Origin of the sequence: Nocardia sp. NPDC101769, assembly GCF_044766925.1 — a bacterium.
Taxonomy (GTDB): Bacteria; Actinomycetota; Actinomycetes; order Mycobacteriales; family Mycobacteriaceae; genus Nocardia.
On record NZ_JBIWMX010000009.1, the window covers coordinates 19248 to 44934 of the forward strand.

General features: G+C 68.5%; 19 protein-coding genes. 11 read left to right on the top strand and 8 right to left on the bottom strand.

The annotated features are described in order from the left end of the window. The first annotated feature begins 142 nt into the window (after nt 1–142). From ACIRRA_RS16600 to ACIRRA_RS16625, 6 genes are all read left to right on the top strand, one after another. Entirely contained in the window at nt 143–979 is an 837-nt protein-coding gene (locus tag ACIRRA_RS16600; RefSeq protein WP_402768225.1) for an SDR family NAD(P)-dependent oxidoreductase, read from the top strand. Between the two features lie 352 nt (nt 980–1331). Then, nucleotides 1332–2993, top strand: a complete 1662-nt coding sequence (locus ACIRRA_RS16605) for an acyl-CoA synthetase (RefSeq protein ID WP_402768228.1) — start codon at nt 1332–1334, stop codon at nt 2991–2993. 205 nt (nt 2994–3198) lie between these two features. After that, nucleotides 3199–4860, top strand: a complete 1662-nt coding sequence (locus ACIRRA_RS16610; protein ID WP_402768230.1) for an acyl-CoA synthetase — start codon at nt 3199–3201, stop codon at nt 4858–4860. 77 nt (nt 4861–4937) lie between these two features. After that, nucleotides 4938–5513 (top strand): hypothetical protein, encoded by a 576-nt coding sequence (locus ACIRRA_RS16615; RefSeq protein ID WP_402768233.1) that lies wholly within the window; start codon nt 4938–4940, stop codon nt 5511–5513. A gap of 363 nt (nt 5514–5876) precedes the next feature. After that, the gene (locus tag ACIRRA_RS16620) at nt 5877–7232 is read left to right on the top strand and encodes a PepSY-associated TM helix domain-containing protein (RefSeq protein ID WP_402768698.1); all 1356 of its coding nucleotides are present in this window, start codon (nt 5877–5879) and stop codon (nt 7230–7232) included. A gap of 134 nt (nt 7233–7366) precedes the next feature. Continuing rightward, entirely contained in the window at nt 7367–8089 is a 723-nt protein-coding gene (locus ACIRRA_RS16625; RefSeq protein ID WP_402768236.1) for a hypothetical protein, read from the top strand. 314 nt (nt 8090–8403) lie between these two features. On the opposite strand, the gene galK is transcribed toward ACIRRA_RS16625, so the two are convergent. Beyond that, complete coding sequence (galK, locus tag ACIRRA_RS16630; RefSeq protein WP_402768239.1) at nt 8404–9531, bottom strand: galactokinase; 1128 nt, start codon at nt 9529–9531, stop codon at nt 8404–8406. A 270-nt stretch (nt 9532–9801) separates the two neighbouring features. Between galK and ACIRRA_RS16635 the strand changes: the two genes are divergently transcribed. Continuing rightward, nucleotides 9802–11322, top strand: a complete 1521-nt coding sequence (locus ACIRRA_RS16635) for a diguanylate cyclase domain-containing protein (protein ID WP_402768242.1) — start codon at nt 9802–9804, stop codon at nt 11320–11322. A 77-nt stretch (nt 11323–11399) separates the two neighbouring features. Here ACIRRA_RS16635 and ACIRRA_RS16640 read toward each other — a convergent pair whose 3' ends face one another. Then, nucleotides 11400–12152 (bottom strand): DUF6319 family protein, encoded by a 753-nt coding sequence (locus ACIRRA_RS16640; RefSeq protein WP_402768244.1) that lies wholly within the window; start codon nt 12150–12152, stop codon nt 11400–11402. Nucleotides 12153–12392: 240 nt separating this feature from the next. Next, the gene (locus tag ACIRRA_RS16645) at nt 12393–12800 is read right to left on the bottom strand and encodes a hypothetical protein (RefSeq protein WP_402768247.1); all 408 of its coding nucleotides are present in this window, start codon (nt 12798–12800) and stop codon (nt 12393–12395) included. A 182-nt stretch (nt 12801–12982) separates the two neighbouring features. Between ACIRRA_RS16645 and ACIRRA_RS16650 the strand changes: the two genes are divergently transcribed. Then, nucleotides 12983–14947, top strand: a complete 1965-nt coding sequence (locus tag ACIRRA_RS16650) for a molybdopterin-dependent oxidoreductase (protein ID WP_402768250.1) — start codon at nt 12983–12985, stop codon at nt 14945–14947. An 18-nt stretch (nt 14948–14965) separates the two neighbouring features. On the opposite strand, the gene ACIRRA_RS16655 is transcribed toward ACIRRA_RS16650, so the two are convergent. The 5 genes from ACIRRA_RS16655 to ACIRRA_RS16675 form a co-directional block, all read right to left on the bottom strand. After that, nucleotides 14966–15862 (bottom strand): SGNH/GDSL hydrolase family protein, encoded by an 897-nt coding sequence (locus ACIRRA_RS16655; protein ID WP_402768253.1) that lies wholly within the window; start codon nt 15860–15862, stop codon nt 14966–14968. A gap of 129 nt (nt 15863–15991) precedes the next feature. Beyond that, nucleotides 15992–18487, bottom strand: a complete 2496-nt coding sequence (locus ACIRRA_RS16660; RefSeq protein ID WP_402768256.1) for an MFS transporter — start codon at nt 18485–18487, stop codon at nt 15992–15994. A 121-nt stretch (nt 18488–18608) separates the two neighbouring features. After that, nucleotides 18609–19268, bottom strand: a complete 660-nt coding sequence (locus ACIRRA_RS16665; RefSeq protein WP_402768259.1) for a phosphate signaling complex PhoU family protein — start codon at nt 19266–19268, stop codon at nt 18609–18611. 242 nt (nt 19269–19510) lie between these two features. Continuing rightward, nucleotides 19511–20758 carry a diguanylate cyclase domain-containing protein gene (locus tag ACIRRA_RS16670; protein ID WP_402768262.1) on the bottom strand — a complete coding sequence of 416 codons (1248 nt, stop codon included), beginning with the start codon at nt 20756–20758 and terminating at the stop codon, nt 19511–19513. A gap of 160 nt (nt 20759–20918) precedes the next feature. Then, nucleotides 20919–21797, bottom strand: a complete 879-nt coding sequence (locus ACIRRA_RS16675; RefSeq protein ID WP_402768264.1) for a DMT family transporter — start codon at nt 21795–21797, stop codon at nt 20919–20921. A 151-nt stretch (nt 21798–21948) separates the two neighbouring features. Here ACIRRA_RS16675 and ACIRRA_RS16680 point away from each other — a divergent pair, with 151 nt between their 5' ends. The 3 genes from ACIRRA_RS16680 (at nt 21949) to ACIRRA_RS16690 (ending at nt 25687) form a co-directional block, all read left to right on the top strand. Next, nucleotides 21949–22569 (top strand): TetR/AcrR family transcriptional regulator, encoded by a 621-nt coding sequence (locus ACIRRA_RS16680; RefSeq protein WP_402768267.1) that lies wholly within the window; start codon nt 21949–21951, stop codon nt 22567–22569. Between the two features lie 57 nt (nt 22570–22626). Continuing rightward, a complete protein-coding gene (locus tag ACIRRA_RS16685) occupies nt 22627–24189 on the top strand; it encodes an FAD-dependent monooxygenase (RefSeq protein WP_402768270.1) in 1563 nt (520 codons plus the stop codon). A 124-nt stretch (nt 24190–24313) separates the two neighbouring features. Continuing rightward, complete coding sequence (locus ACIRRA_RS16690; RefSeq protein ID WP_402768273.1) at nt 24314–25687, top strand: DUF2252 domain-containing protein; 1374 nt, start codon at nt 24314–24316, stop codon at nt 25685–25687.

The following is a 25687-nucleotide window of genomic DNA, read 5'->3' on the forward strand; positions in this document are numbered from 1 at the left end:
ACGAGAATTGGTTCGGATCTGCCCAAACCCTCAGTCGCGGAACCATCTTCCGGCCCGGCGCATGACATCCCGGCCAACGGCGGGCAAGCTGGTCATCGACCCCGACTCAGGGCATAGCCGGATCAAGTAGCAAAGGATCGACATGAGTGCAGAAGACCCGCGCCGCTGGCTGATCACCGGAGCGAACAGCGGTTTCGGCGCGGCCTTCACCACGGCCGTGCTGGCCGCCGGGGACGCGGTGGTGGCCGCGGTGCGCCGCCCCGAGACCATGGCGGACGTGGTTGCCGCGCACCCGGACCGGGTTCAGGTGGTGACCCTGGATGTGCGCGACCCGGCCGCCGCCGAGCGGGCGGTGAAGGAGGCCGGGCGGATCGACGTCCTGGTCAACAATGCGGGCTACGGCATCGTCGGCGCGATCGAGGAGACCACCGAGGCCGATCTGCGTGACGCCATGGAGGTCATGTTCTTCGGACCGCTGCGGCTGACCCAGCTGGTCCTCCCCCAGATGCGCGAGCGCCACGCGGGCGCCATCGTCCAGCTGACCAGCATGGGCGGGTTCCTGTCCTTCGCGGGCGTGGGCGCCTACAGCGCCGCCAAGGGCGCGTTGGAGCTGGCCAGTGAAGCCCTTGCCGCCGAGGTGAATCCGCTCGGCATCCAGGTGCTGATCGTCGAACCCGGGGAATTCCGAACCGGTTTCGCCAAGCCCGCCGCCCTCACCATCGGTTCCGCCATCCCGGACTACGCCGGCACCGTGGGCGCCATCCGCGACGGCCTGCCAGCCTCCGACCAACAGCAGCAGGGCGATCCCGGCAAGGCCGCGGCCGCGGTCCTCGCGGTGGTCGGCCAGGCGGACGCCCCGCTGCGGCTGCCCCTGGGCCCGGACGCGGTCGGCGCCATCCGCGGCAAGCTGGCCACCGTAGCCGCCGAGCTGGACGCCACCGCCCACCTGGGCCTGACCACCGGCTTCGACGAGGTCTGAGCCCGGATACGCGAACAGCCCGCCGAGCGGTCGGCGGGCTGTTCGCGTGAGCGCCGGATTACAGCGCGGCCAGCGACGCGCTTCCAGTGCTCATGATGGAGACGATGTTGGCGAGCGCAGCGAGCAATTCCATGGGAGTACCTCATCGGTTCGGGGAAGGGGAACCCGCAGCCTGGGCGACCCAGGTTACGGGCGAGCAATCAATAGGTGAACGCAGTGGGGCGATACGCTCAGAGTTGCCGTGTGTCTGTTGTGACCGAATTTGTGTAACGGCCGTCACAGGCCGCTGTTACGGTGGCGCTACCGCCCTCGGGTCCGGGCGGTGGACGGCTCGTCAACGGAGGTGGTCCGCATGGCCTCGGTTCTGCATTCGGCTCGGCAGCGCATGGCGCACACCGGTGAGGCGCTCAAGGGCCTGCGGCGTTTGCGGGAGCTGGGATTGAGCGATCCCACCGATCCGGTGGGGACGGTCCGATTGCTCAGGGACGCCAGGGTTTTCGGGCCACCGGCGACCGCGGTACGGCGCGCGGCACGCCTGTTCGGGGACCGGCCGGCCCTCGCGGACGAGCGGGGTGAGCTCACCTACCGGGAGCTGGACGAGCAGTCGAACGCGGTGGCGCGCGGATTGCAGCGCAACGGCGTCAAACCCGGGACCGTGGTGGGCGTGCTGGCCCGCGACCACCGGGGTCTCGTGCTGACCATGGCGGCGCTGGGCAAACTCGGCGCGCGGCTGGCACTGATGAACACCGGATTCGCCAAACCGCAGTTCGCCCAGGTCTGTGAGCGCGAGAACGTGCGATTCGTATTGCACGACAGCGAATTCCTCGGCCTGCTCGACGCCCTGCCCGAGGGCCTTCCCCGCGTGCTGACCTGGGTCGACGAGGGCACCGAAATACCCTCCGGCGCAAAAACTCTGGACGAACTCATCGCCGCGAACGCACCGACGCCGCTGCCCGCGCCGAAGCAGCCGGGCGGCTTCATCATCCTCACCTCGGGCACCACCGGCCTGCCCAAGGGCGCCCCGCGCGAGCGCACCGGACCGCTGTCGACGGTGCAGATGGTGGACCGCATCGACTTTCCGCGGCAGGGCACGATGGTCATCGTCTCCCCCATCTTCCACTCCACCGGGTTCGCGACCTGGCTGACCGCGTGCGCCTTCGGCAACAAGGTGGTGATGGCGCGCCGCTTCGACGCCGAGCGAACGCTGCGCCTGATCGCCGAGCACCGCGCCGACATGCTGGTCGCGGTGCCGACCATGCTGCATCGAATGGTGGAGCTGGACAAGGAGATTCGCCAGCAGTACGACACCTCCTCGCTGACCGGGATCGTGCTGGCCGGTTCGGCGCTGTCGCCGGAGCTGTCGGTGCGCACGGCCGAGGTGTTCGGGCCGGTGCTCTACAACCTCTACGGCTCCACCGAATGCGCGATCGCCTCGGTCGCCCGGCCGGAGGACCTGGCCCTTGCGCCGGGGACGGCGGGACGGGCACCGCTGACCTGCGAGGTGGCGCTCTTCGATGACGACGGGCAGCGCGTCCTCGCCAAGAACGTGACCGGCCGTGTCTTCATCCGCTCGGGCTCGCCGTTCAAGGGCTACACCGATGGGCGGACGAAGGAGGTCATCGACGGATACATGTCCAGCGGCGATGTCGGGCACTTCGACGGTCGCGGACTGCTGTTCATCGACGGCCGCGACGACGACATGATCGTCTCCGGCGGCGAGAACGTCTTCCCGCAGGAGGTCGAGAACCTGCTGCTGGAGCGCCCCGACGTGTTCGATGCGGCCGTGGTCGGCGTGGACGATGTCGAATTCGGTAAACGCCTGCGCGCGTTCATCGTTCCCGAGCCCGGCGCGAAGCTCGCGCCCGAGGAGATCAAGACCCATGTGAAGAACAATCTGGCCCGCTACAAGGTACCGCGGGACGTCTTCTTCCTCGACGATCTGCCACGCAATGCCACCGGCAAACTGCTGCGCCGGGTCCTCGTGGAGTACGAGCCTCCCGTCACGAGTCGGTAGGCGACACAGCACCGACGGTGCCCGCGACACGGCGGCAATCCTGGGATCCCCACCACGAGCTGCACGGTTTATTCGTAACCGCGAGTAACGGAGACCTCGGCCACACCCCGGCTGCCTGCGCTTGCTAGGGTTAGCACCGCACTGGATCTCGATGTTGCGGTCCGTCGGCCGACTCGTCCGGCGGGGATCGCGGAAGGTTGTACCCATGTCACTTGCCCTTCCATCGGCTGGCACGGTTCTACGCAAGGCCGGCGATACGGCGCTCAGCGTCAATGCCATGGTCCGAGGGGGACTCTTCAATCCGCTGCGCCCCGATCACGCGGTGCGCTCGGCGCTCAATGTGCTGAAGTTCGGCCCGTTCGCGGGCGCGGTCGTGCATGCGGCCAACACCAACCCCAAGTCCGCGGCCATTGTCGACGAGCGCGGTGAGCTGACCTTCGAGCAGCTCGACCAGCAGTCCAATGCCTTCGCGCGCGGCCTCGCCGCCCAGGGCCTGGGCCCCGGCGACGTGATCGGCGTGCTGGCCCGCGACCACCGCGGCATAGTGCTGAGCCTGGTCGCCGCCGGCAAGCTGGGCGTGCGCGCGGTGCTGATGAACACCGGCTTCGCCAAGCCGCAGTTCACCGATGTGGCCGCCCGCGAGAACGTCAAGGCGGTGCTGCACGACAGCGAGTTCTTCGATCTCATGTCGGCCATTCCGGCGGAGATTCCCCGCATCCTGACCTGGGTCGACGAGAAGGACAATGCCGACCCGTCGATTCCGACCATCGAGTCGGTGGCGGCCGGGCAGTCCACCGCGGCGCTGACCCCGCCGGAGAAGCCGGGCGGCATGGTCATCCTGACCTCGGGCACCACCGGCACCCCCAAGGGCGCGCCGCGTGACAAGGTCAGCCCGTTCATCACGGCCCAGTTCCTGGATCGAATCCCGTTGCCGCGCAACAGCACCGTGGTGATGGCCGCCCCGATCTTCCACGCCACCGGCCTGTCGCAGTTCACGCTGTCGATCGCGCTGGGTAACCGGGTGGTGTTCCAGCAGCGCCGCTTCGATCCCGAACACACGCTGGCCAATATCCAGAAGTTCCGCGCGCAGGGTCTGACCGTGGTCCCGACCATGCTGCAGCGCATTCTGGACCTGCCGGAAGAGACGCTGGCGAAGTACAACCCGGCGGAGACCCTGAAGGTCGTCTTCGCCGCCGGCTCGGCCATCCCGCCGGACGTCGTCACCCGCACCCTCGACTACTTCGGCGAGACCCTCTACAACGTGTACGGCTCCACCGAGTGCGCGGTCATGACCGTGGCCACCCCGTCGGAACTGCGCAAGGCCCCGACCACCGCGGGCAAGGCGCCGGTCGGCATCCGCGTCGCGCTCTACGACGAGAACCGCAGGCGCATCTCCGCGCCCAACGTGACCGGCACGATCTTCATCGAGAACGGGCACTCGTTCAAGCAGTACACCGACGGCCGCACCAAAGAATATGTGGACGGCCTCATGTCCTCCGGCGATGTCGGCCACTTCGACACCGACGGGCTGCTGTTCATCGACGGCCGCGACGACGACATGATCGTCTCCGGCGGCGAGAACGTCTTCCCGCAGGAGGTCGAGAACCTGCTGTCCAACCGCCACGACATCCTGGAGGCGGCGGTGGTCGGCGTCGAGGACCGCGACTTCGGAAAGCGCCTGCGCGCCATCGTGGTTCCGGGGCCCGACTCCAAGCGGGACGTGCAGGAGATCAAGGACTACGTGAAGGAGAACCTGGCGCGCTACAAGGTGCCGCGCGAGGTGATCTTCCTCGATGAGCTGCCGCGCAATGCCACCGGAAAGCTGCTGCGCAAGCCACTGATCGAGATGGAAGTCACGGAGAATTAGCCAAAGCCGTTCGCACCCCGTCGGTTAACGGCAGGGTACGAGCAGGGGGCGAGATCAGGCTTGGCTATTATCAGCGCGTGACCATCGAATCCGGCCGCTCTACAGCGCATTCCCGCAGCGATGCTGCCGGATTGCGCGGTGGGGCGGCCGGTTCGGTATCCGGGGCGCTCGCGGTGGCCGCGCACGGCTGGATCTCGGGGGCCGCGCCCCTGGAGTCCGGTCCGCTGACGCTACTGGTCGCCGCCTCGGCGGCGGTCGGCGCGGTGGTCGCGAGCGTGCACACGCTGCGCACCACGGCGCTGGGGCTGTTGGTCGCGCTGATCGGCGGGCAATTCCTGGGTCATTTCAGCATGATGTGGGGCTCGCCGGGCAGCATGCACCATCACCATCACAATGCCTCGATGTGGAGTCCTGCCATGCTGGCCGCGCACATCGTGGCGGCGTGCGCAGCCGCCGTGGTCATTCTGGGCGCGGAGGCGGCCTATCGGATCGGCACCACGGTGCTGTCCTGGGCGCTGCCGCTGCCGATTTCACTGCCGGTGCTCACCGGGCAGCCGCTGCTGCCCATCCCGCACCGGGACCTGGTCGTACTGCGTATCTTCGCGGCCGACGTATTCCGCACTCGCGGACCGCCCGCGCTCGTTCGAGGCTGATTCCCTTCTTTCACACCCGGGCACACGGACCTTCGCATCGTGTGACTTCGCTGTACGCCCGCGGCCGTCGCGGTGGCGTCATGCGCGTCCGGGCATCCCCATGACCGCTGTGCGCACGCGGTGGCAGTCGCGTGCGCACCATGAGGGGGTCATGGTGTGCCCTGACATGCGTCGCCTCGACGTGTTCGCTCCCCGGTACCGCGTGTTCCCGGGTGTTCCCTCGAACCCGAAAGATCGCTGGTGACAATCACTGACAGCGGTGTCGATACGACACCGCCGCCCTCCCATACCCGGACGACGGAGCCGCCGCCGCCGTCCGGGCCGCCACCGAAACGCCGCGCGGGCAATGCCTTTCAGGCGCTCATGCTGCGACTGCACTTCTATGCCGGCGTCTTCGTGGCGCCGTTCATCCTGATCGCGGCCGTGACCGGTGCGCTGTACGCGATCTCGCCGACGCTGGAGACCATCACCTCCAGCGGCCTGCTGCACACCGATTCGACCGGGCCGGCCAAGCCATTGCGGGAGCAGGTCGCCGCCGGGCAGGCGGCCGAGCCGAACCTGGCACTGGTGGCGGTGGCCCCGGGACAGCAGGCCGGTGAGACCACGCGCGTGCTCTTCAGCGATCCGTCGCTGGGCGAATCCGAGCGGCGGGCGGTGTTCGTCGACCCGGTGACCGCACAGCCGGTGGGCGACAGCGTCGTCTACGGCAGCTCGGGCGCGCTGCCCATGCGCACCTGGATCGACCAGCTGCACAAGGATCTGCACCTGGGCACGTTCGGCCGCTACTACAGCGAGATCGCGGCCTCCTGGCTGTGGCTGGTGGCGCTGGCCGGGCTGATGCTCTGGTATCGGCGGGTGCGGGCGCGGCGCGAGAAGCGTTCGGCCGGTTGGCTGCTGCGGCCGGATCGGTCGCAGCCGCGAGCCCGGACACTGAATTGGCATGCGGTGGTGGGTGTCTGGATCCTGCCGGTGCTCCTGCTGCTGTCGGCCACCGGTATGACCTGGTCGAAGTACGCGGGTGAGAACGTCACCCAGCTGCGGCAGGCGATGAGCTGGACCACGCCTGCGGTGAGCGCCAAGCTGCCCGGGTCGACCGGTCCGGCCATGTCCGCGGGCGGTGAACACGATCACCACGGTGGCGGTGCGGCCGCGGCCATGCCTCCCGCCGACAAGGCGGCACTGGTCGACACCGTGTACGGCGTCGCCCGGGCCAATGGCCTGACCGGGCCCCTGGAGATCGGCATTCCGGCCAAGGGGGGCATGGCCTTCGTGGCGCAGGAGTTGCGCCGCCCCGGCCAGTACACCCGTGACGCCATCGCGGTGGACGGCGTGACCGGCAATGTCACCGACAAGCTGCCGTACTCCGACTGGCCGCTCATGGCCAAGCTCACCAATTGGGGCATCCAGTTCCACATGGGCCTGATGTTCGGCCTGGCCAATCAGCTGTTGCTGCTGGTCATCATGGCCGGGCTGGTCACGGTGATCGTGCGCGGCTACCTCATGTGGTGGCGGCGCCGCCCGACCAAGGAGTCGAGGCTCGGCGCGGGCAAGGCCCCGCGCCGGGCACTGGCGCAGACCCCGCTGATCGTCCTGGCGCCGTTGGCAGCGGCCGCCGCGGTGGTCGGCTGGTTCGCGCCCATGATCGGCATTCCACTGCTGGGCTTCCTGGTGATCGACGTGCTGGTGGGTGTGGGAGCCCGCCTGCGCGCCACCGCCTAGTCCACGAGAACCGCTGAGCGACACGGCCTCCGGGCCGTGCCGCCGGCCGGTCACATCCTTTCGCGACTCACGCGCATAGCAGAGCCGCGCCATTCGTGCGGACCCTGACCCGCACTGACGAAAGACGAAACCTCATGAAGCTCAACAAGTTCGCCGTGTCCGCCGCCCTCGTGACGACCGCGCTCGGGGTCACCGCCGGAACCGTGAACGCCGCACCCGCCCAGTCCGACGCGGGTGTCATCAACTACACCGCCACCACCGGCGAGAGGGACCTGACCATCCGCACGGATGCCGGGTCGCTGGTGGTGGACAACGGTGTGCTGAAGATCGAGGCCGCCGACGGGACCACGGTCGCAGGCACCGAATTGTCGTTCCGGCTTGACGATTTCGTCTTCCCGATCGCCGCCGATGTCCACGACCGCGTCGCCACGCTCACCCCGCAGTTCGACGCCGCGCACGCGGTGTACCAGCCGGTCGCGCTGCCCTTCGAGAACAGCGCCCCCTGGAAGTCGGACTACGAGCGTGAACAGGCCGCCTGGAACCGCATGACCAGCACCCTCTCCATGGGCGCCACCGTCGGCACCCTGGCCGGCGGCCTCGGCGGTGCGGCTCTCGGCTGCCTACTGGGCGCCGTCGGAGCCGCCGGCCTGGTCACCCTCGGCTCCGCAGGCGTCCTCGCCGCCATGTTCGTCCCGCTCCTCGGCGCAGCCGGCACGGGCTGCCTCGTCGGCGCAGCCGCCGTAGGCTTCCTCGGCACCATCGCCGGCCAGCTCTTCGTAACCGCCCCGGTAGCCATCGCCGCCGCAGTCCAGTACTTCACAACCATCACCCAGCCGTCGATCACGGCCGCAAAGTAGCCCGAAACCCGTTGCCGCCGACCGATCCACCGTCTTCACGATCGGCCGGCGGCACCGTGGTCACAACCAACGAAACGGCGTCCCGTCAGCATTTACACCGATCTGGACGACAACAACGCCAGCGGTCTCTGTTCACGGCTGACCTACCGCCGCACTGACCGAAACCGGGCGAATGACCCACACGCACTATGGTTTCGCCGCCGCGATGAACAGCGCGTTGCCCGGCGGAGGGTTACCGCTCGAGTCCGGCGTACGTGGATCCTGTTACGGCGGACAGCCTCCAACGACGAGTTGGATGCACAGCGCGCGGCCTCTTACACGACGTTGGGTCCAGGAAGGCGATGGGCGCCGGCGGAGGGGGTCACCGTGTAGTCGCGGGGCGGGGGGAATCCCTTGGCGGCGAAGGATTCTCGGATGGCCGTGACAATGGTGGGGGTGTCGTCGCGGTCGGTGAGGGCGAGGATGCTGCCGCCGAAGCCGGCGCCGGTCATGCGGGCGCCGTGGGCGCCGGCGGTCAGGGCCGTCTCTACGGCGATGTTCAGGGGTGGGGAGGAGACTTCGAAGTCGTCGCGCAGGGATTGGTGGGCGGCGGTGAGGAGCGGGGCGATGGTGCGAGGGTCGGCGCCCGTGCGCAATTGTTCGGCTATTTGCAGGACACGGGCGTTTTCGGTGATCACGTGACGGGCGCGGCGGCGGAGGAGCGGGTCGGTGAGGCGGTCGGCTTCGGCGGCGAAGGGGATGTCGCGGAGGGCGGGGACGCCCAGTTGGGCTGCGGCGGCGGCACATTCGGCGCGGCGGGCGGCGTAGTCGCTGTTCACCAGGCGATGGGGGGTGCCGGTGTCGATGATGAGCAGCGTCAGGCCGAAGGCGGCCAGGTCGAAGGGGATTTGTTCGGCGGCTCCCGTGCGGGTGTCGAGGAAGAGGAGGTGGCCCGGGGTACAGAGGAGAGAAGCGGACTGGTCGAGGGTGCCGGTGGGTACGCCGGCGTAGACGTTTTCGGCGGTGCGGGCGATGTCGATGAGCTCGGTATCGGTGGTGGTGGGGGCGAACAGGTCCCGCAGGGCGATGGCGACCGAGCAGGACAGAGCGGCCGAGGAGGACAGGCCCGCGCCGATCGGGACGGTGCCGTCGAGGTCGAGGTGGACGCCGGACACCTTGTGGCCGCGGCGCTCGAATTCGCGGACGACGCCGAGCGGGTAGCGCGACCAGGCAGGGAATTCGGACCAGCCGCCGGTGCCGAGCGCGGCCGTGGTGGTGTCGACCGAGTCACCGGGCGCCTGCCGGGATCTCAGCCGCACCACACCACCCGGTCCGGCCGCCGCGGTGCAGGTGACACCCAGCGGCAGGGCCATTGGCAGCACGTAGCCGTCGTTGTAATCGGTGTGCTCACCGATGAGATTCACCCGGCCCGGGGCCCACCAGCGTCCCGCCGTCGATTCCACTTCCGGCTCCGTTCACAGGGTCGCGCAGGCCGTACGGTTCGATTCGCTGGGGAGCATAACGAGTCTCGCGGAAAGCGGTCCTACGGGTTCGCCGAACTCCGCTCCGGAGCGGCCGTTTTCATGTCATGATCGGTTCGGTTGCCCAGATAGTGGCAGCGCCTTTCTCTACCGGGCACTCTGCCACCGCTGCGCGGGACCTATGCTCGTACCGCAACACTCGGTTGATGATCGGCGGTGTCTTTTCGAGTACTGCTCGGACAAGGGGGGCTGGTGGGAACAGACGCACAATCGGCCGAACGGTCTGGTCCGCGCTTCAAAATCTGCTGGCGCACCGTGCTGTTCATCGGTGGCGTACTCATTCTCGGCCTGCCCATGGTGGTCAGTACCCGCGCGGTGACCCTGGGCACCCTGTTCGTGTCGGTGGCCATCAGCCTCACCATGATCGGGCTCGGCGTGCGCAGGTACCGCCCCCGCCATCCCCTGCCCTGGTATCTGCTGTCCGCGTCCGCCGTGCAATTCGCCATCGGCACCGGGCTGCGCCACATCTCGGAATCGCAGCGCCACCCCTTCGACGATCTGTTCACCCTCAGCGGGTACTGCTGCGTCGGCGTGGCCGCGGTGCTGTGGCTGCGCCCGCGGCAGAACAGCGCCGATCACGATCTGCTACTGGACTCCGGGCTGATCGGCCTGGGCGCGCTGCTGCTGTCGTGGACATTCCTCATCTCACCGGTGCTGCACATGACGCACCACACCCACTTCGCCACTATCACCTCGGTCGCGGATCCGATCGTGGACGCCCTGCTGCTCACCGTGATCGTGCACTCGGTGATCACCTCGGCGCGCTCGGAAACCTCGCTGCGCCTGGTGCATCTGGCCATGCTGGTGATTCTGGCCGGTGACCTGGCCTACAACCTGGAGACCGCGGGCTCGGCGGTCTTCGGCCGTCAGATCCAGCTGCTGCCACTGCAACTGGGCTTCACGCTGATCGGCGCGGCCGCCCTGCACCCGAGCATGGTGGTCCTCGGCGAGCCGCGCGACATCCATCCGCACCGGTCCCGGCAGCGCGCCAGCATCATCGCCATCGTCATGATCGTGGCCTCGCTGGTGCCGGTGGTGGGCTCCAGCCTCGACACACTCGACCGCGTGGTGGTGTCCTCGCTGTTCGCCCTACTACTAGCGGGCGTACTGCTACGCAGTGAACGCGCCATCGAACGCAGCGCCCGCAGCGAACGGCGCGCGCAGTATCAGGCAGACCACGACATGCTCACCGGACTCCTGAACCGCGCCGCCCTGCTGCGGGCGCTGCATCGTAATCGGGAGCGTTGGGCCGGACAGCCTTTGGCCCTGCTGTTCATCGACCTCGACGGCTTCAAGCGGGTCAACGACAATTACGGTCACGCGGTGGGTGACGAACTCATCGCCAATGCCGCCGCCCGCATCCGCCGCGTGATCCGCCGCGATGACGCGGCAGCCCGCTACGGCGGCGACGAATTCGTGGTGCTCGCCCCGCTGGCACAGCAGCAGGCCCGCCAGCTGGCGGAGCGGCTGCTGGCCACCCTGGGGGAACCGTTCGAGCTGAGCGCGGCCGAGGTGCGCATCGCGGCCAGCATCGGAATCGCCTGCACCAAGCCGCGTGAGACCGAGACCACGGTCTACGAGCTACTGCGCGAGGCGGATTCGGCCATGTACCACGCCAAGGAATACTCCCTCGGCTACATCTTCCACGACGACCTACGCCGCAACCGTCCCGAATCCGGTCCTCGCACCTGGCAGCGCGAATCCGCGGTGTGACCCGGAAGCGGCCCAGCCCCACACGAAAAGGGTTGGGCCACTGGTCCTCGCGGCGGAATTACCCGCGCGGAATCTCGTCAGGCCAGGTCTTCGAGTAGCCGACGGGCCGATTCGAGTTCGGCCTGCAGCTGCGCGACCTTGGCATGCTGGGCGGCACGGACCGACTCGTGGATGGAGTCGACGACCTCGGCGAATTCGGGATGGAGAATCTTGGCGGCCTGGGCCACAGCGGAACTCGTGACCGGCAGACCCTTGATGGTGCGCTTCTTGCCGTTCACCACATCGAGGGTCCACTCACCCTCGGCGGTGCCGCTGAGGGTGACCGTCACCTCCGGAGTCTTCGGCTTCTTCGCGGCGGCGGTGCTGGCGGCATTGCGGGCCGGACGCGACGCGGCGGGCTTGGCCTTGGCCTCGGGCGCGGAATCCGCAGCCGGCTGCGGGGTCTCGACCTTGGCTTCCGGAGCGGGCGAAGCGCTCGGCGCGGTGGCCGGCATCGTCACGGGAGACGACATCGTCACGGTGGGTTCCTTCCTGGTTGCCGTTTTCGGTTGAGCTCCGGCCGGTTTGGCCGGGTTCTGCCGGGCCGGTTTGGTCAGGGTCACCTCGGTGGGACCGAAGGACAGCACATCCTTCGAGCCCGTCGGCTTCACCTGCAGGAAATCCCCCTCGGACGGATCCCCGAGGGACATCACCTTTCCGGAACGGCCTTCCGGGACACCGACCGCCACCGCGGTGAACCACACCATCGGTGGCCGGCCCGCGTCGATTTCCGCGGCGATCTGCCGAATTTCGGTATCCGACAAGGGCTGTGGCTTGGTACGGGTCGACATGGGGCACTCCGGGCGGACGGGGCGGACATCTGCGTGCCAAGAGCATGCACCATGGCACCGACAAATCCACATCCGGAGAACGCACATGGTCACCGCCCGAGAGCCAGTGAACCGTCAGCTATTCCTACTGGTGCGGCCCACAGAGCATGACCGGCGCTGGTGATCCTAAGCGTCCACCCCTGTCCCCGCGCAACTTTCGAGGCAGCGCGACCGCCCGGTCGCCCGATTCGCGAGTATCGGTCAGAGTTGCTCGACCCCGCGCAGCACACACCGGACGGTCTGTGGCCGCGACACCGGATCCAGCCGCGTCTCCGTGGTGAAGCCCTGCGTCGAGCCCGGCGCCACCAGTACCTCGGTGCGTGTTCGTTCCAGATCGGTGGACTCCGGTGACATGAAACTGATCACCACCAGATACCGGTGCTCCACCACATCCCGATTGCTCACCACCGCCGTCGCCTGCCAGCCCGCCGAGGTCCCCGCGCAGGCGGTGACGAAGGCGCTGCGCTGCATCTCGCCCGTATCGGTGGACGCCATCTCGCTCGACTGGTGTGCGTGCGCGGCATCGGTATGGCCGGAGTGAGCGCATCCGGTCAGCAGCGCCGCACATCCCGAGACGACACCGACGAGACCTCGGCCGGGGGTGATCATGAATCTCCCATTCCACCGCGCACTTCCGCCCCCGCACTCCTGTTGCGGCTGATTAGCCGCGCGCCGAGAGTACCCCAGCTCGAACGCGTGTCGTCACATGACAGCATAGGCGTGTCGCACCCGGAAACCGGCCGTACGCTCGCCTTTCGCGCGCCCGCGCGGACCTGCCTACGATCGATCGGGTGAAGGTTCTCGGAGCATGCCCACTCGACTGCCCGGACGCCTGCTCCTGGGTGGTGGACGTACAGGACGGCCGGGCGACCGGCCTGCGCGGCAACCGTGAGCACCCGGTCACCCGGGGCGCACTGTGCGTGAAGGTGAACCGCTACCTCGACCAGGTCCACTCTCCCGAGCGCCTCACCCGGCCACTGCGCCGGGTCGGCCGCAAGGGCGAGGGCCGCTTCGAGCCGATCACCTGGGACGAGGCGCTCGACGAGATCGCCACCCGGCTCACCGGCATCATCACCGAGTACGGCGGCGAGGCCGTCTGGCCCTTCCACGGCACCGGCAGCCTCGGCTACATCCAAGGACTGGAGGGCTTTTCCGGCCGGCGATTCTTCAATGCGCTCGGCGCCTCCCTGCACGACCCGACCATCTGCTCCATCGCGGGCAGCACGGGGCTGAAATACACCCTGGGCACCGCGGGCGGCATGGACCCGGAGGAGCTGGCGCAGTCGCGGCTGATCCTGCTGTGGGGCACCAATCCGCTCAGCTCCGGCCATCATGTCTGGAAGTTCATCCAGGACAGCGGCGCGTACACGGTGGCCATCGATCCGGTGCGCACCCGCACTGCCGAACGGTGTGACGAGCACCTGGCCCCGCTCCCCGGCACCGACGCGGTGCTGGCGCTGGGTCTCATGCACGTCGTCGTAGGGCTGGGGGCCGAGGACACCGAATTCCTGGAAGCCCGCACCGAGGGCTGGCCCGAATTCCGTGACCGCATCGCGCAGTACCCGCCGGAGCGGGTCGCCGAGATCACCGGGCTGCCGGTGGAACGCATCGTGGCCCTGGGCGAACGCATCGCCCGCACCCGGCCCACGGCCATTCGCGCCTCGCAGGGGATGCAGCGGCACGCGGGCGGCGGGATGGCACTGCGCACCCTGGCCTGCCTGCCCGGCGTCACCGGCGACTGGGCGATTCCCGGTGGCGGACTGCACTATTCGACCAGCGGGCACTTCCGGCTCGACACCCCGGCGCTGATGCGGTTCGACCTGCTGCCGCATCCGGTTCGGACCCTGTCCATGACCCGCATGGGCGAGGTGTTGCTGGACACCGACGGGCCGCCGGTCAAGGCGCTGTTCGTGATCGCGGCGAATCCGGTGGGCTCCAATCCCGATCAGCGCCGCGTGATCGAGGGCCTGTCCCGCGAGGACCTGTTCACCGTTGTCCTGGAACACTTTCCGACCGACACGGTCGACTACGCCGATATCGTCCTCCCGGCCACCATGCAACCCGAGCACCTCGATGTGCTGGCCGCGTACGGCAATCTCTATCTGGTCTGGAACGAACCGGCCGTTTCCCCACCCGGCGAATGTCTGCCCACCACCGAGACCTTCCGCCGGCTGGCCCGACGCCTGGGGCTGACCGAACCGGCGCTGTACGAGTCGGATGAGGACCTGGCGAACCAGCTGTTGAAACAGTACGACGTCGACCGGCTGCGCGCCGACGGCTTCCTGAAGATCGATCCGCGCCCGGTGCCCGTGGACAAGCTCCGGTTCGTGTCGGACCGCGCCGCGCGGGCGGGCCACGATCCGCTGGCCGGGTACACCTCGCCCGCCGATCCGGGCGACGGGCTGGTGCTGATCTCCGCGGCGTCGCACTACTTCCTGAACACCAGCTTCGGCATCGATCCCGAATTACGCAGGCGCGCGGGCGAACCGACCGTCACCCTGCATCCCGGTGACGCGGCAGCGCGCGGCATCACGGACGGCGATCCGGTCACCGTCCACAACGACCGCGGCTCCTTCGAGGCCGTCGCCGAGGTCTCCGACCGGGTCCGGCCCGGTGTCGCCGCGACCACGAAGGGCCGCTGGGCCAAGCACTCCGGCGGTTCGACGGTGAATGCGACGGTCGCGGAACGTGATTCGGACTTCGGTGGCGGCGCGGTGTTCCACGACAACCGGGTATCGATCACCCCGCGCCGCTGACGGAACGGAAACGTCGGGTCAGGACGTGGCGTCGAGGGTCTCGAGGACCCGCCGCGCCTGGTAGTCCGCGCCGAGCTGGTTGGGGTGGAACGGCACCGCGAGCCCGACCGGGCTGCCCGAGAACGGCAGCAGCCCCTCCACCCAGCGGGTGCCGACGGGCTGGCAGGCGTCGTGCCCGGAGCTGCCGTCGTAGGTGTCGACGAACTCGACTCGGGTCTCGGCGGCCACTCGCCCGAGCATGTCGTGCAGTTCGATCAGCTTCTGTCCCAGCCAGATGGCGTCGGCGTCGGAGATGGGGATCTCCGGCCAGCAGCCGCCGACGAGGCCGATGCCCTCGAAATAGTCGAGCAGCAGGATACGGGCGTGCGGGGCGCGCTCACGAATGCCGGCGATGGTGACGGCCACCCGGGATTCGGTGCGGGCGATGTTCTGCGACATCCGGTCGGCGCCGTTCACCACCATCTCGTTCAGGCACGGGCTGATGGCCGGATCGACTGTGATGCAGTCGGTGACGGTGGCCGCGAGATCGGCGTCATTGCCGCCGATTTCGAGGGTGACCAGGTCGGTGTTCTCGGTCAACCGGTCGAACTGCGGCGCGTTGTCGCCGAGTGCGGTGTGCTGCGGCCGGGTCATGTCGGCGGTGACCGCGCCGGCACAGGTGGCGTCGCGGAACACCGGCACGGCCAGGGCCGCGGCGACCTGCTTGGCGTAATTGTGGACGCTCTGCACGCAGGGCGCCGGGGTGAAGGCGGTGGTGAGCTGGCTCAGGGTGGCGTCGGCGGCCCAGGAATCGCCCAGGGCCACATACTCGTTGACGGCTGCGCCGGTCTTGGGGGAGGCGGGTGCGGCCTGGGCGGCGGCGGGCACGATAGCGGCGAGGGCGGCCACGGTCAGCAGTGCACGCGAGGTATTCATGTCAGTTCTCCCCTCAACCAGCCCAATACCGAATGTTGTACCGTATTCAGATCGGAAACCTGACAGCGACACGACCGTAGCGTGCGGTGAATTGAAACAATCCTTACTCGCAACCTCTCCCGGCCCGGCTCAGACCCGATCCACCGACTCCCAGCGCTCCCGCTCCGGCGACTGCACCCGCTCATAGCCCAGCCGGACATCGTGGGCGACCTCGCCATCGGCGACCGTAACCCGGCTGAACACCGCCGGATATCCCCGGGCCATCACGGTGTAGCGCCCCTCCGCCAGATCCGGCACGGCATAGCGTCCGGTGTCGTCGGTGCGGGTCACGGCGATCAGATCCCCGGCCTCGTCCAGCACCGTGATCTGGGCATCGGGCACACCGTGCCCGCGGTCGTCGCAGGCCGATCCGGCCAGCACCGCGCGCGGCGCCAATTCGATGTCGTGGCGCAGCATTCCGCTGTCGGGCACGGTCAGGGTGACCGCGGAGGGACGCATGTGATCGGCCACCGCGACCAGCGTGTAGGTGCCGGCCAGCACGCCGCGGCAGATGAAATCGCCCTCCGGGGTGGTGATCGTCGAGCCGACCACGTCACCGAACGCGTCGGTGAGGGTGACGGTCGCATCGCCCAGCGGCGCACCGCGTCCCACCGACCGCACCACGCCCGACACCTCACCGGATCCGAGCAGGGCCACATCCAGGCGGTGCGGACGGCGGCCGACCGAGATGGTCACCGCGGCGGGCTGATACCCGAACGCCGACACGATCAGTACATAGCCGCCCGCCCGCGGAACCCCGATGACATAGCCGCCGTCGGGCTCGCCGACGGCTCGCGAAACCTGGCGTCCGCGTTGGTCGATGAGGGTGAGCACGGCGTCGGGCACCGACTGCCCGTCCTCGCGGTGCACACACCCCGACACCGACAGCCCCGACCGCTCGACGAAATGGAATTCCGGCTCGGGCTCGAGTTCGGGTTCCGGCTCGGCGATCTCCTCCACGACCGGCGTCGGAACATCCTGTAGCGGAATCTCTTTCATGAACGTGAGCACGAACGCCGCCACCACCGCCACCGCGGCCGCCACGAAGAAAACCCCGCCCATGGCGTGGGTGAAGCCGGTCAGGATGGGTACGCGCAGCTGGTCCGGCAGTGCCGCGATACCGCTGGTGTTGCTCTGGATCCGGCCCAGCTGCCCGGCGTCGAATCCCGGGGGCAGCTGTCCGCCGAAGGCCGCCAGGATCTTGCGCGGCAGCAGGTTGAACAGAATGGTCAGGAACACCGCGACGCCGAGCGTGCCGCCCATCTGCCGGAAGAAGGTGGCCGACGCGGTGGACACACCCATATCCGAGTGCGGCCCGGCGTTCTGCGCCGCGATGATGAGCGTCTGCATGCACCCACCGAGGCCGAAACCGATGATGCCGCAGTACAGCAGCGGCTGCCACAGCGGGCTGTCGTAGTGCACGAACGCGAACAGCACCGACCCGGCGGCGATCACCAGCGAGCCGAGGATCGGCAGCGCCTTGTAGCGCCCGGTGAATTTGGTGATGAGCCCGGACAATTGCGCGCCCAGCATGATGCCCACCACCAGCGGCAGCATGAAGAGCCCGGAGCGCGTGGGCGAATATCCGCGTACCACCTGGAAATACAGCGGCACCAGCACGATCGCGCCGAACATGGCGACACCGACGATGAACCCGCCGAGGATGGCGATGCTGAAGGTGCGATTCGCGAACAGCCGCAGCGGAATCAGCGCGCTGCCCTTCATGCGGAATTCGACGATCAGGAACAGCACCAGACCGGCCGCCGCGATGCCGTAGCAGAGCAGCGCGCGATGGGAGCCCCAGCCACAGTCGCGGCCCTGCTGAGCGACGATGAGCAGTGGAACCGTGCCCGCCGCAAGGGTTATCGCCCCCAGCCAGTCGGTGCGGTGGCGGTGCCGTGCAAAAGGCACGTCCAGCACCTTGCCGACCACGAGCAGCGCCAGCACCCCGATCGGCACGTTCACCAGGAACACCCAGCGCCAGCCCGCGAGCCCGAGAAGGTGGTCGGCATTGGAGAAGAAGCCGCCCAGGACCGGTCCCAGCACCGTGGCGATGCCGAAGACCATCATGAAATAGCCCTGGTACCTGACCCTTTCGCGGGGCGGCACGATATCGCCGATAATGGTGAAGGCCAGCGACATGAGCCCGCCCGCGCCGACGCCCTGCAGCGCACGGAATCCCGCGAGCTGGTACATGGAGGTCGCGAAGGTGCAGCATACCGAGCCGATCACGAAGACGCCGATGGCAATGAGGTAGCAGGGTTTTCGGCCGTAGATGTCGGCGAGCTTGCCGTAGAGCGGCGTCGAGATGGTGGCGGTGATGAGGTAGGCCGTGGTGGCCCAGGCCTGTTTGTCGAAGCCGTGCAGGCTGTTGGCGATGCGGACGATCGCCACGCTCACGATGTTCTGGTCCAGCGCCGCCAGGAAGACGCCCAGCAGCAGGCCGGACAGGATGGTCATGATCTGACGGTGCGACAGCGTTCTCTCGATCGGCGCTGCCCTGTCGCTCGGTGCCGGGGCGACCCGGACCGGCGCCGCCACCTGCGGCGGGGTGGACACCGATGTCTGGGTGGAGATGTTGGTCATGTTTGGGGCCCTTGTCGGATTTCGACTGTCCGTGCGTGCGGTACTACTCGAAAAGACCTCGCCATGAAGCAATTCGAGCAGCCTACTCCCGCCGATCGGGGCCCCTCACACGAGGTGGTGGTTACGCCTCCGTTTGCGCGTAGAGCGGAATACCGGTGTGGAAGAAGCGAATGAGCCGCCCGATGCGCACGCAGTGGTCGGCCCCGCGCTCGTAGTGGTGGGCCAGCAAGGCGATGTCGATGGCCATGGCCGACCCGTGCGGCCAGTCATCATCGGCCGCCAGCTCCACCAGCCGGCCGCGCAGCCGCTCCAGGTTCTCGTCGCGCGGCACCAGGGCGCGATCGCGCGGCGGGTTCTGTGCCGCAATGACTTTGCCCGCCAGATCGGTGAGATCGGTGACTGCGGCGGACATTTCCGCGAGCAGGTCGAGCACGTGCTGCGGGGCCACCGCATTCGGGTAGCGGCGCACCACTACATCGGCCACCCGGCTCAGGGCGCGGCTGACCGCCAGCAGGTCGTCGGCGATCTGCATGGCCGTCACCACCTGGCGCAGGTCGCGGGCCACCGGCGCCTCCAGGGCGAGCAGGATGACCGACCGGTCCTCACATTTCGCGTGCTCGATCTCCACCTGCTCTTCGAGCGCGAACACCTCGTAGGCGGCGGTCAGGTCGCTGCCGAGGAGCGCCGCCGCGGCCCGCTCGGAGGCCTCATGTGTCAGCCGCGCCATATGCGCGAGCTCATCGGTCAGCGCTATCAGCTCGCTGGAGAATTTCGTGCGCACTCGCATATCTTGGCCGCCCACCCGCATGCCTGCACACTATCGCGGCAAAACCTTTATCCCCGAACGGCTCTCGATTCTCCTCCCGAGGCAAAAACCGACCGCCCAGTCGGAAGTGAGCCGGCTCCCGATCGTCACCACCTGCTCGAATACCGTGCTGCGCCAGAGGAACAGCGGACCAGTGGCCACCAGAGTTGCCCCAGCGCGCTCTCATAGCCGTCGGACACCCACGTGTCGGCCATGGCCTACTGCCCGGCTGCGGGGCCGTTGTCGGTGCGGTGCAGTACCCAGGTGCCACGGCCGGCGGCCTTGGCGCGGTACAGGCCGGCATCGGCGTCGTCCAACAGCTTTTCGGCATTCGCGCCGGCAACCGGGGTGACAACGGCGCCGATGCTGGCCGAGATCGACAGCAGATCGCTGGGACCGACCGGAACCGGGTCTCGCAGTGTCGCGAGCATGGTCTCGGCGGCCGCGTGGGCTGTGTCGTCGTCGCAGGGCGGTGCGAGTAGCGCGACGAACTCGTCTCCTCCGATACGGGCCGGCGTGACCGTGGGCGAGGTCAGGGTCGCGTCGAGCCTGCGGCCGACCTCCGCCAGCACGCTGTCTCCCGCGTGGTGGCCGTAGCGGTCGTTGATCAGCTTGAACCCGTCGAGATCGAGGAAGCACAAACCGATGTGATCGTCGGGCCGGGCCGCCGCGACAATGGCCTCCAACTGCTCGAGCAGGTAAAGACGATTCGGCAGACCCGTCAACGGGTCGTGACGGGCCTCCCACCACAGTTTCTGCTGCATAGCCCGCCGTTCGGTGATGTCCTCCCCGACGGCGAGCACGCGCACCTCACGTCCGTCCGCGTCGTGCACCAGCGTCATCGTCCATGCACCCCAGCAGACGCTGCCGTCGGGGCGACAGAAGCGGCCTTCCAAGTACGCGGTGCCGTCTCTGCGCTTGAGCAAACCGACGACCGCGTGACGGAGTTTGTCGCGGTCTTCGGGGTGCATCAAGTCCAGAGCGGACACTCCCGGCAGGTCCTCCTGGTTCATCCCGACCATCCGTGCCGTCGTGGCATTGGCCTCGAGCGTGATGCCGTAGTCGTCGTAGAGCGCGATAGCCACCGCCGCGTTGTCGAACACCACGCGGAAGCGTTGCTCGGCAGCCTCCTGGCTGCGGGCGTGGACGTCCAGCAGCTCGGTGGTGTAGCCGCGGCCCAGCTCTCCCAGGAGTGCGCCGAACCGCTGTGCTCGATCCGGCCGCTGTGACCGCTCCAGCAAACCGGCCAGCACCGCCGCGGTCGGGGTCATCATGGCGGGGACCGTCAGGTTCGACTGGACCATCTCGACCCCGACTCGGCATGCGGGCGACGGGTCGAACGACTCAGCCGACAAGGCAGCTTCCAGCTCGACGATCCATCTTGTCGTCAACTGGCCGATATCGTCCGGCACCGATGCCGGCACGCCATCGCAATCGACCAGGGCCGCCGACCATTCCCGCGCCATGTCTGCAACCTCACGACCGTCCATCCGTGAGGACCTTCCTCCATTGCCGGACCATCGAGATCCAGCACTTCCCCCCACTCGCTAACAATGAGCATACGAAAGAACCGCTGTGCCCGGGTCGGCGCCGGCCGCAACCGGCCGAAGATCGCGGCCGACCGAGCTAGGCCGGCGCGGGCTCGACCGCGGGCCGCACCCGGGCCCGGGCGGTGCCGAGGATCGAGCCCAGGATCACCAGCGGGAAGCCGATCGCCATGCCCGCGGTGAGGGACTCGTCCAGCAGCGAGACGCCGATCAGCAGTGCCACCGCGGGATTGATGTAGGTGATGACGGTGGCGCGCGACGGGCCGACCTCGCCGATCAGGGCGAAGAAGACCACGAAGGCCAGCGCGGTGCAGATCAGGCCCAGGCCCACCACCGACCAGCTCGCCCCGGCCGGGAAGCGAGAAGGCATGCGCCACAGCGCGAACGGCAGATAGATGGCGGCGGCGAAGATCAGCGAACCGGTCACCACGCCGATCGGCGGCAGCTCGGCCAGCTTGCGGTCGATGATGATCGGACCCAGCGCGTAACCGATGACACTCACGCCGATGGCCGCCAGCGCACCCAGATTCGAGACGTCGATATCCAGACCGACCAGGGCGGTCACGCCCGCGAAGCCGATCACCAGGCCGAGAATGCGCCGCGGGTCGAGGCGCTCGTGCCCGAGGCGGGTGGTGAGCACGATGGCGATCAGGGGCACGGCCGCGATCAGCAGGCCCACCGTGGAGCTGGTCAGCCTGGTCTCGGCACGCCCGATGAGCAGCCACGGACCGGTGATCTCGACGATCGTGTACGCCAGCACCCAGCGCCAGTGCCGCAGCGCCGGCCGCAGCACCCGGGTGGACAGCGCGATGGGCAACAGCACCAGCGCACCCAGGAGGGTCCGCCCGAAGGCCACGAACACCGGATCGAAATCCCGCACCGCGACCCGGATCATGGCGTACGGCACACCCCAGATGACACCCATGCCCAGGAACAGCAACCAGCCGCGCTTGCTCACCGCCCCACCCCGCAACCTCGTCGCACGTCACGCTCCTTCCGAATCCCCGGGAGCCTAAGCCACGCCGCCGACACGTGGGCCACGAGTAGCGGCCAAAAATTTCCCAGCGAGCAATATTGCCCATTGGGCATGTTTTGCGCATACTGGAGTCATGCCGGACGAACAGCCCCTCGGTCTCCGCGAACGCAAGAAGCTCGACACCCGCAAAGCCTTGAGCGATGCGGCACTTCAGCTCATGTTCGAGCGCGGCCTGGAGAACGTGGTGCGCGAGGACATCGCCGCCCGCGCGGGAGTGTCCGTGCGCACCTTCAACAACTACTTCTCCGGCAAGTACGACGCGCTCGCCTACCGGCACCTGGCCCGAATCAGCAGCGCCGTCGAGATTCTGCGCTCCCGCCCGGCGAACGAGCCGCTGTGGGAGTCGCTTACGGCGGCACTGCTCGAGCCGCTCGAGGCGGAACTCGCCGAGTCGCCCGGGTATCTGCCCTCCGCCACGGAGCTCGCCGAGGTCCGGAAACTGGTGGCCGCCCCCGAGACTCGGGCCCTGCTGTCCAAGGGTGTCGAGGACAACCTCATCACCGCCATCGCCGAACGCACCGGCACCGACCCAGAACTCGACCTGTACCCCCGGCTGGTGGCCGGGGCGGCGGGCGCCGCACTGCAGGCCGCCTTCGAGGTCTATGTGCGCACGGCCCCGACCGTCCCCGTCACCCATCTGCTCCGGCAGGCCCTGACCGCGCTCGCGGCGGGCCTGCCGCAACCACCGGCATAGCAGCGCCGCTCTCGCCGGTTTCTCCAAATACCCTCAACGACAAGAGGTTTATTTGCCATGCCCGAAAACACCGTCGACATCGTCATTGCCGGAGCCGGACCCAACGGTCTGATGCTCGCCTGCGAACTCGCACTCGCCGGCCTCCGCCCGATCGTGCTGGATCGACTACCCGCACCCAGCCCCGAACCCAAGGCCAACGGCCTGGCCGGGCAGGTGGTCCGGGTCCTGGATATGCGGGGGCTGTACGGCGCGTTCAGCGGCAGTCCGTCCGCACCGGCCCCGACGCCGCGCTACATCTTCGGCGGCCTGCCCCTGGATCTCACTGCCGTACAACCGAATCCAGTGCACGTCGTCTTCAAGCCGCAGCCGGAGATGGTGGAAATCCTCACCAAGCGCGCCATCGACCTCGGCGTGGACCTGCGCTGGGGACACGAGCTGACCGGCATCGAACCCGCCCGCGACCAAGTCACCGTCACGGTGTCCTCGCCCGACGGGCCCTACCCGCTGACCGCCCGCTTCCTGGTCGCGGCGGACGGCGGAAAGAGCCTGGTGCGCAAGCGGATCGGGATCGAATTCCCGGGCATCACCTCCGACGGGCACGTCAGCCGGGTCGGCCATGCCACCCTGCCCGGCGAGTTCCGTTCCGGCGAAGGCGGCATCGAGATTCCCGGGGTGGGCCGGTTCGGACTCGGCCATCATCGGCTCGAACGCGGCATCTTCATCTATGCCGAACTCGATCCGGGCCGGCCGATCATCGGAACCATGGAATTCCAAGGCGGCGAGCAGTTTTCCGACGACGAGCCCCTGACCTTCGAGGAACTGCGCGAGAGCGTCGAACGCGTCCTCGGCGCCCCGTTGCCCATCACGCCGCCGCCCGGCCCGGGTCCGCACACGCTGCGCCGCACGATCGGCCAGAACACCCGGGTAGCGCAGCACTACCGGCAGGGCGCCGTCCTCCTGCTCGGCGATGCCGCACACGTGCATTCGGCGATGGGCGGCCCCGGGCTGAACCTCGGCCTGCAGGACACCGTCAACCTCGGCTGGAAGCTCGCGGCCGAAATCCGGGGCTGGGCCCCCGAGGGCCTGCTCGACACCTACGAGTCCGAACGCCACCCGGTGGCCGAGCGCGTGGTGATGTACTCGCTCTCCCAGGCGGCTCTGGTCTCCCCCGGTCCGGAAATCACCGCTCTCCGAGAGCTTTTCGGCGAGCTGCTGCGGCTCCCGGCAGCGGCCGCCCATATCGCCGGGCTGCTGGCAGGCTCGGACATCCGCTACGACGTCGGCGACGACCATCGGCTGTCCGGCTACTTCTTCCCCGACTGCGCCCTCGAAACAGCCGGCGGCCCAACCCGGATCGCTGAACTCCTGCGCGACGCCCGCCCCCTCCTGGTGACCTTCGACACCGCCCTCGATCCGGTCGCCGCCACTGCGGGCTGGACCGACCGTGTCACACCCATCGCCGCCACCGCCACCGACGCCCCCGTCGCAGCACTGCTGATCCGGCCGGACGGCTACGTGGCCTGGGCGACCGACGACGTCACCCCGGCTGCTCGGGAGAGCCTCCGGAACGCCCTGCATCGATGGTTCGGCGCACCCGCTCTCCACGGCTCGACCGCATAGCGGCGTCGTGCGGGCTCGATCGGGCATCGCCGCCGAAGGCAAGGCAGCCAACCCGGTCGAGCCCGTCGGCACCGTCGCCCGCGGTGTTCTGCGAATCCGCGTGCGGTCGAACTAGAGTCCTCCCATGGCGACATCGGTGGCGGGCGGTAACGGGGCGGCGGAGGCCGGGCGTGCCGCCCGGAAGCAGGTGCCACGACGATCGCTCGGTGAGTGGAAGCTCGCGGCGGATCGGGAGGATCCGGTGGCGGTGCTGGAGCGTCAGGCCGCGACCCGGGTGCCCGAGTTGGTGGAGATCCGGTACGCGCGCATGGTGGCCGGGCAGTTCCCGTTCTATCGGGGTGCGCCGGCGATCATGGCGGCCGATCTGGCGAGCGGGCCGAACACCGGGCTCAACGTGCAGTTGTGCGGGGACGCGCACCTGTCGAACTTCGGGTTGTTCGCCTCGCCGGAGCGGTCACTCGTGTTCGACGTCAACGACTTCGACGAGACCCTGCCCGGGCCGTTCGAATGGGATGTGAAGCGGCTGGTGGCCAGCGTGGCGGTGGCGGCGCGGGCCAATGGGTGCGACGACGCCGAGGCGAGCGGGGCGGCGGTCGCGGCGGCGCAGGCCTATCGCGACTCCATGGTGCGGCTGGCGTGTCTGGGCGAGACCGACGTCTGGTACGAGATGGTGGACGCCGAACAGGTTGCCGAGCTGCTGCACCCGCGCGACCGCAAGCAGACGGAGAAGGTGATCAGCCGTGCGCGGGCCCGCACCAGCCTGCAGGCACTGGACAAGCTCACCGAACCCGGGCCCGATGGCGCGCCGCGCATCAAGGCCGAGCCGCCGCTGCTCAGGCCGGTACCGAAAGAGCTGCACACCGAACTGCTCTCGGTGCTCTCGAACTACCGGGACACGCTGCCGGAGGAGCGCCGGGTGCTGCTGGATCGGTACGAATTGCGGGATATCGCCATGAAAGTCGTGGGCGTGGGCAGCGTGGGCACGCGCTGCTTCATCGCGCTGCTCACCGGGCGCAATACCGGCGATCCGCTCTTCCTCCAGGTGAAGCAGGCCGAGAATTCGGTACTGGCCGCGCACCTGCGGAGCAGCCGGTTCCAGCATCAGGGGCATCGGGTGGTGCACGGGCAGCGGCTCACCCAGTCGGCCGGTGATATCTTCCTGGGCTGGGCGACCGGCTCCGATGGGCTGTCCTACTACTGGCGGCAGCTGCGAGACATGAAGGGCTCCTTGGTCATCGACGAGATGTCGGCGGCGCAGCTGCGGCAGTACGCGAGCCTGTGCGGGCACACGCTGGCGCGTGGCCACGCGCGATCGGGAGATCGGGTGGCCATCGCCGCGTATCTCGGCGGCAACGACGTCTTCGACCAGGCCATGGGGGCCTTCGCGCTGGCCTACGCCGATCAGACGGCGGCCGATCACGAATCCCTGCTCGCCGCCATCGAATCCGGTCGCGTCACCGCTGCGGAAAATCTGGCGCCGGAAAAGAACAGGCAATAG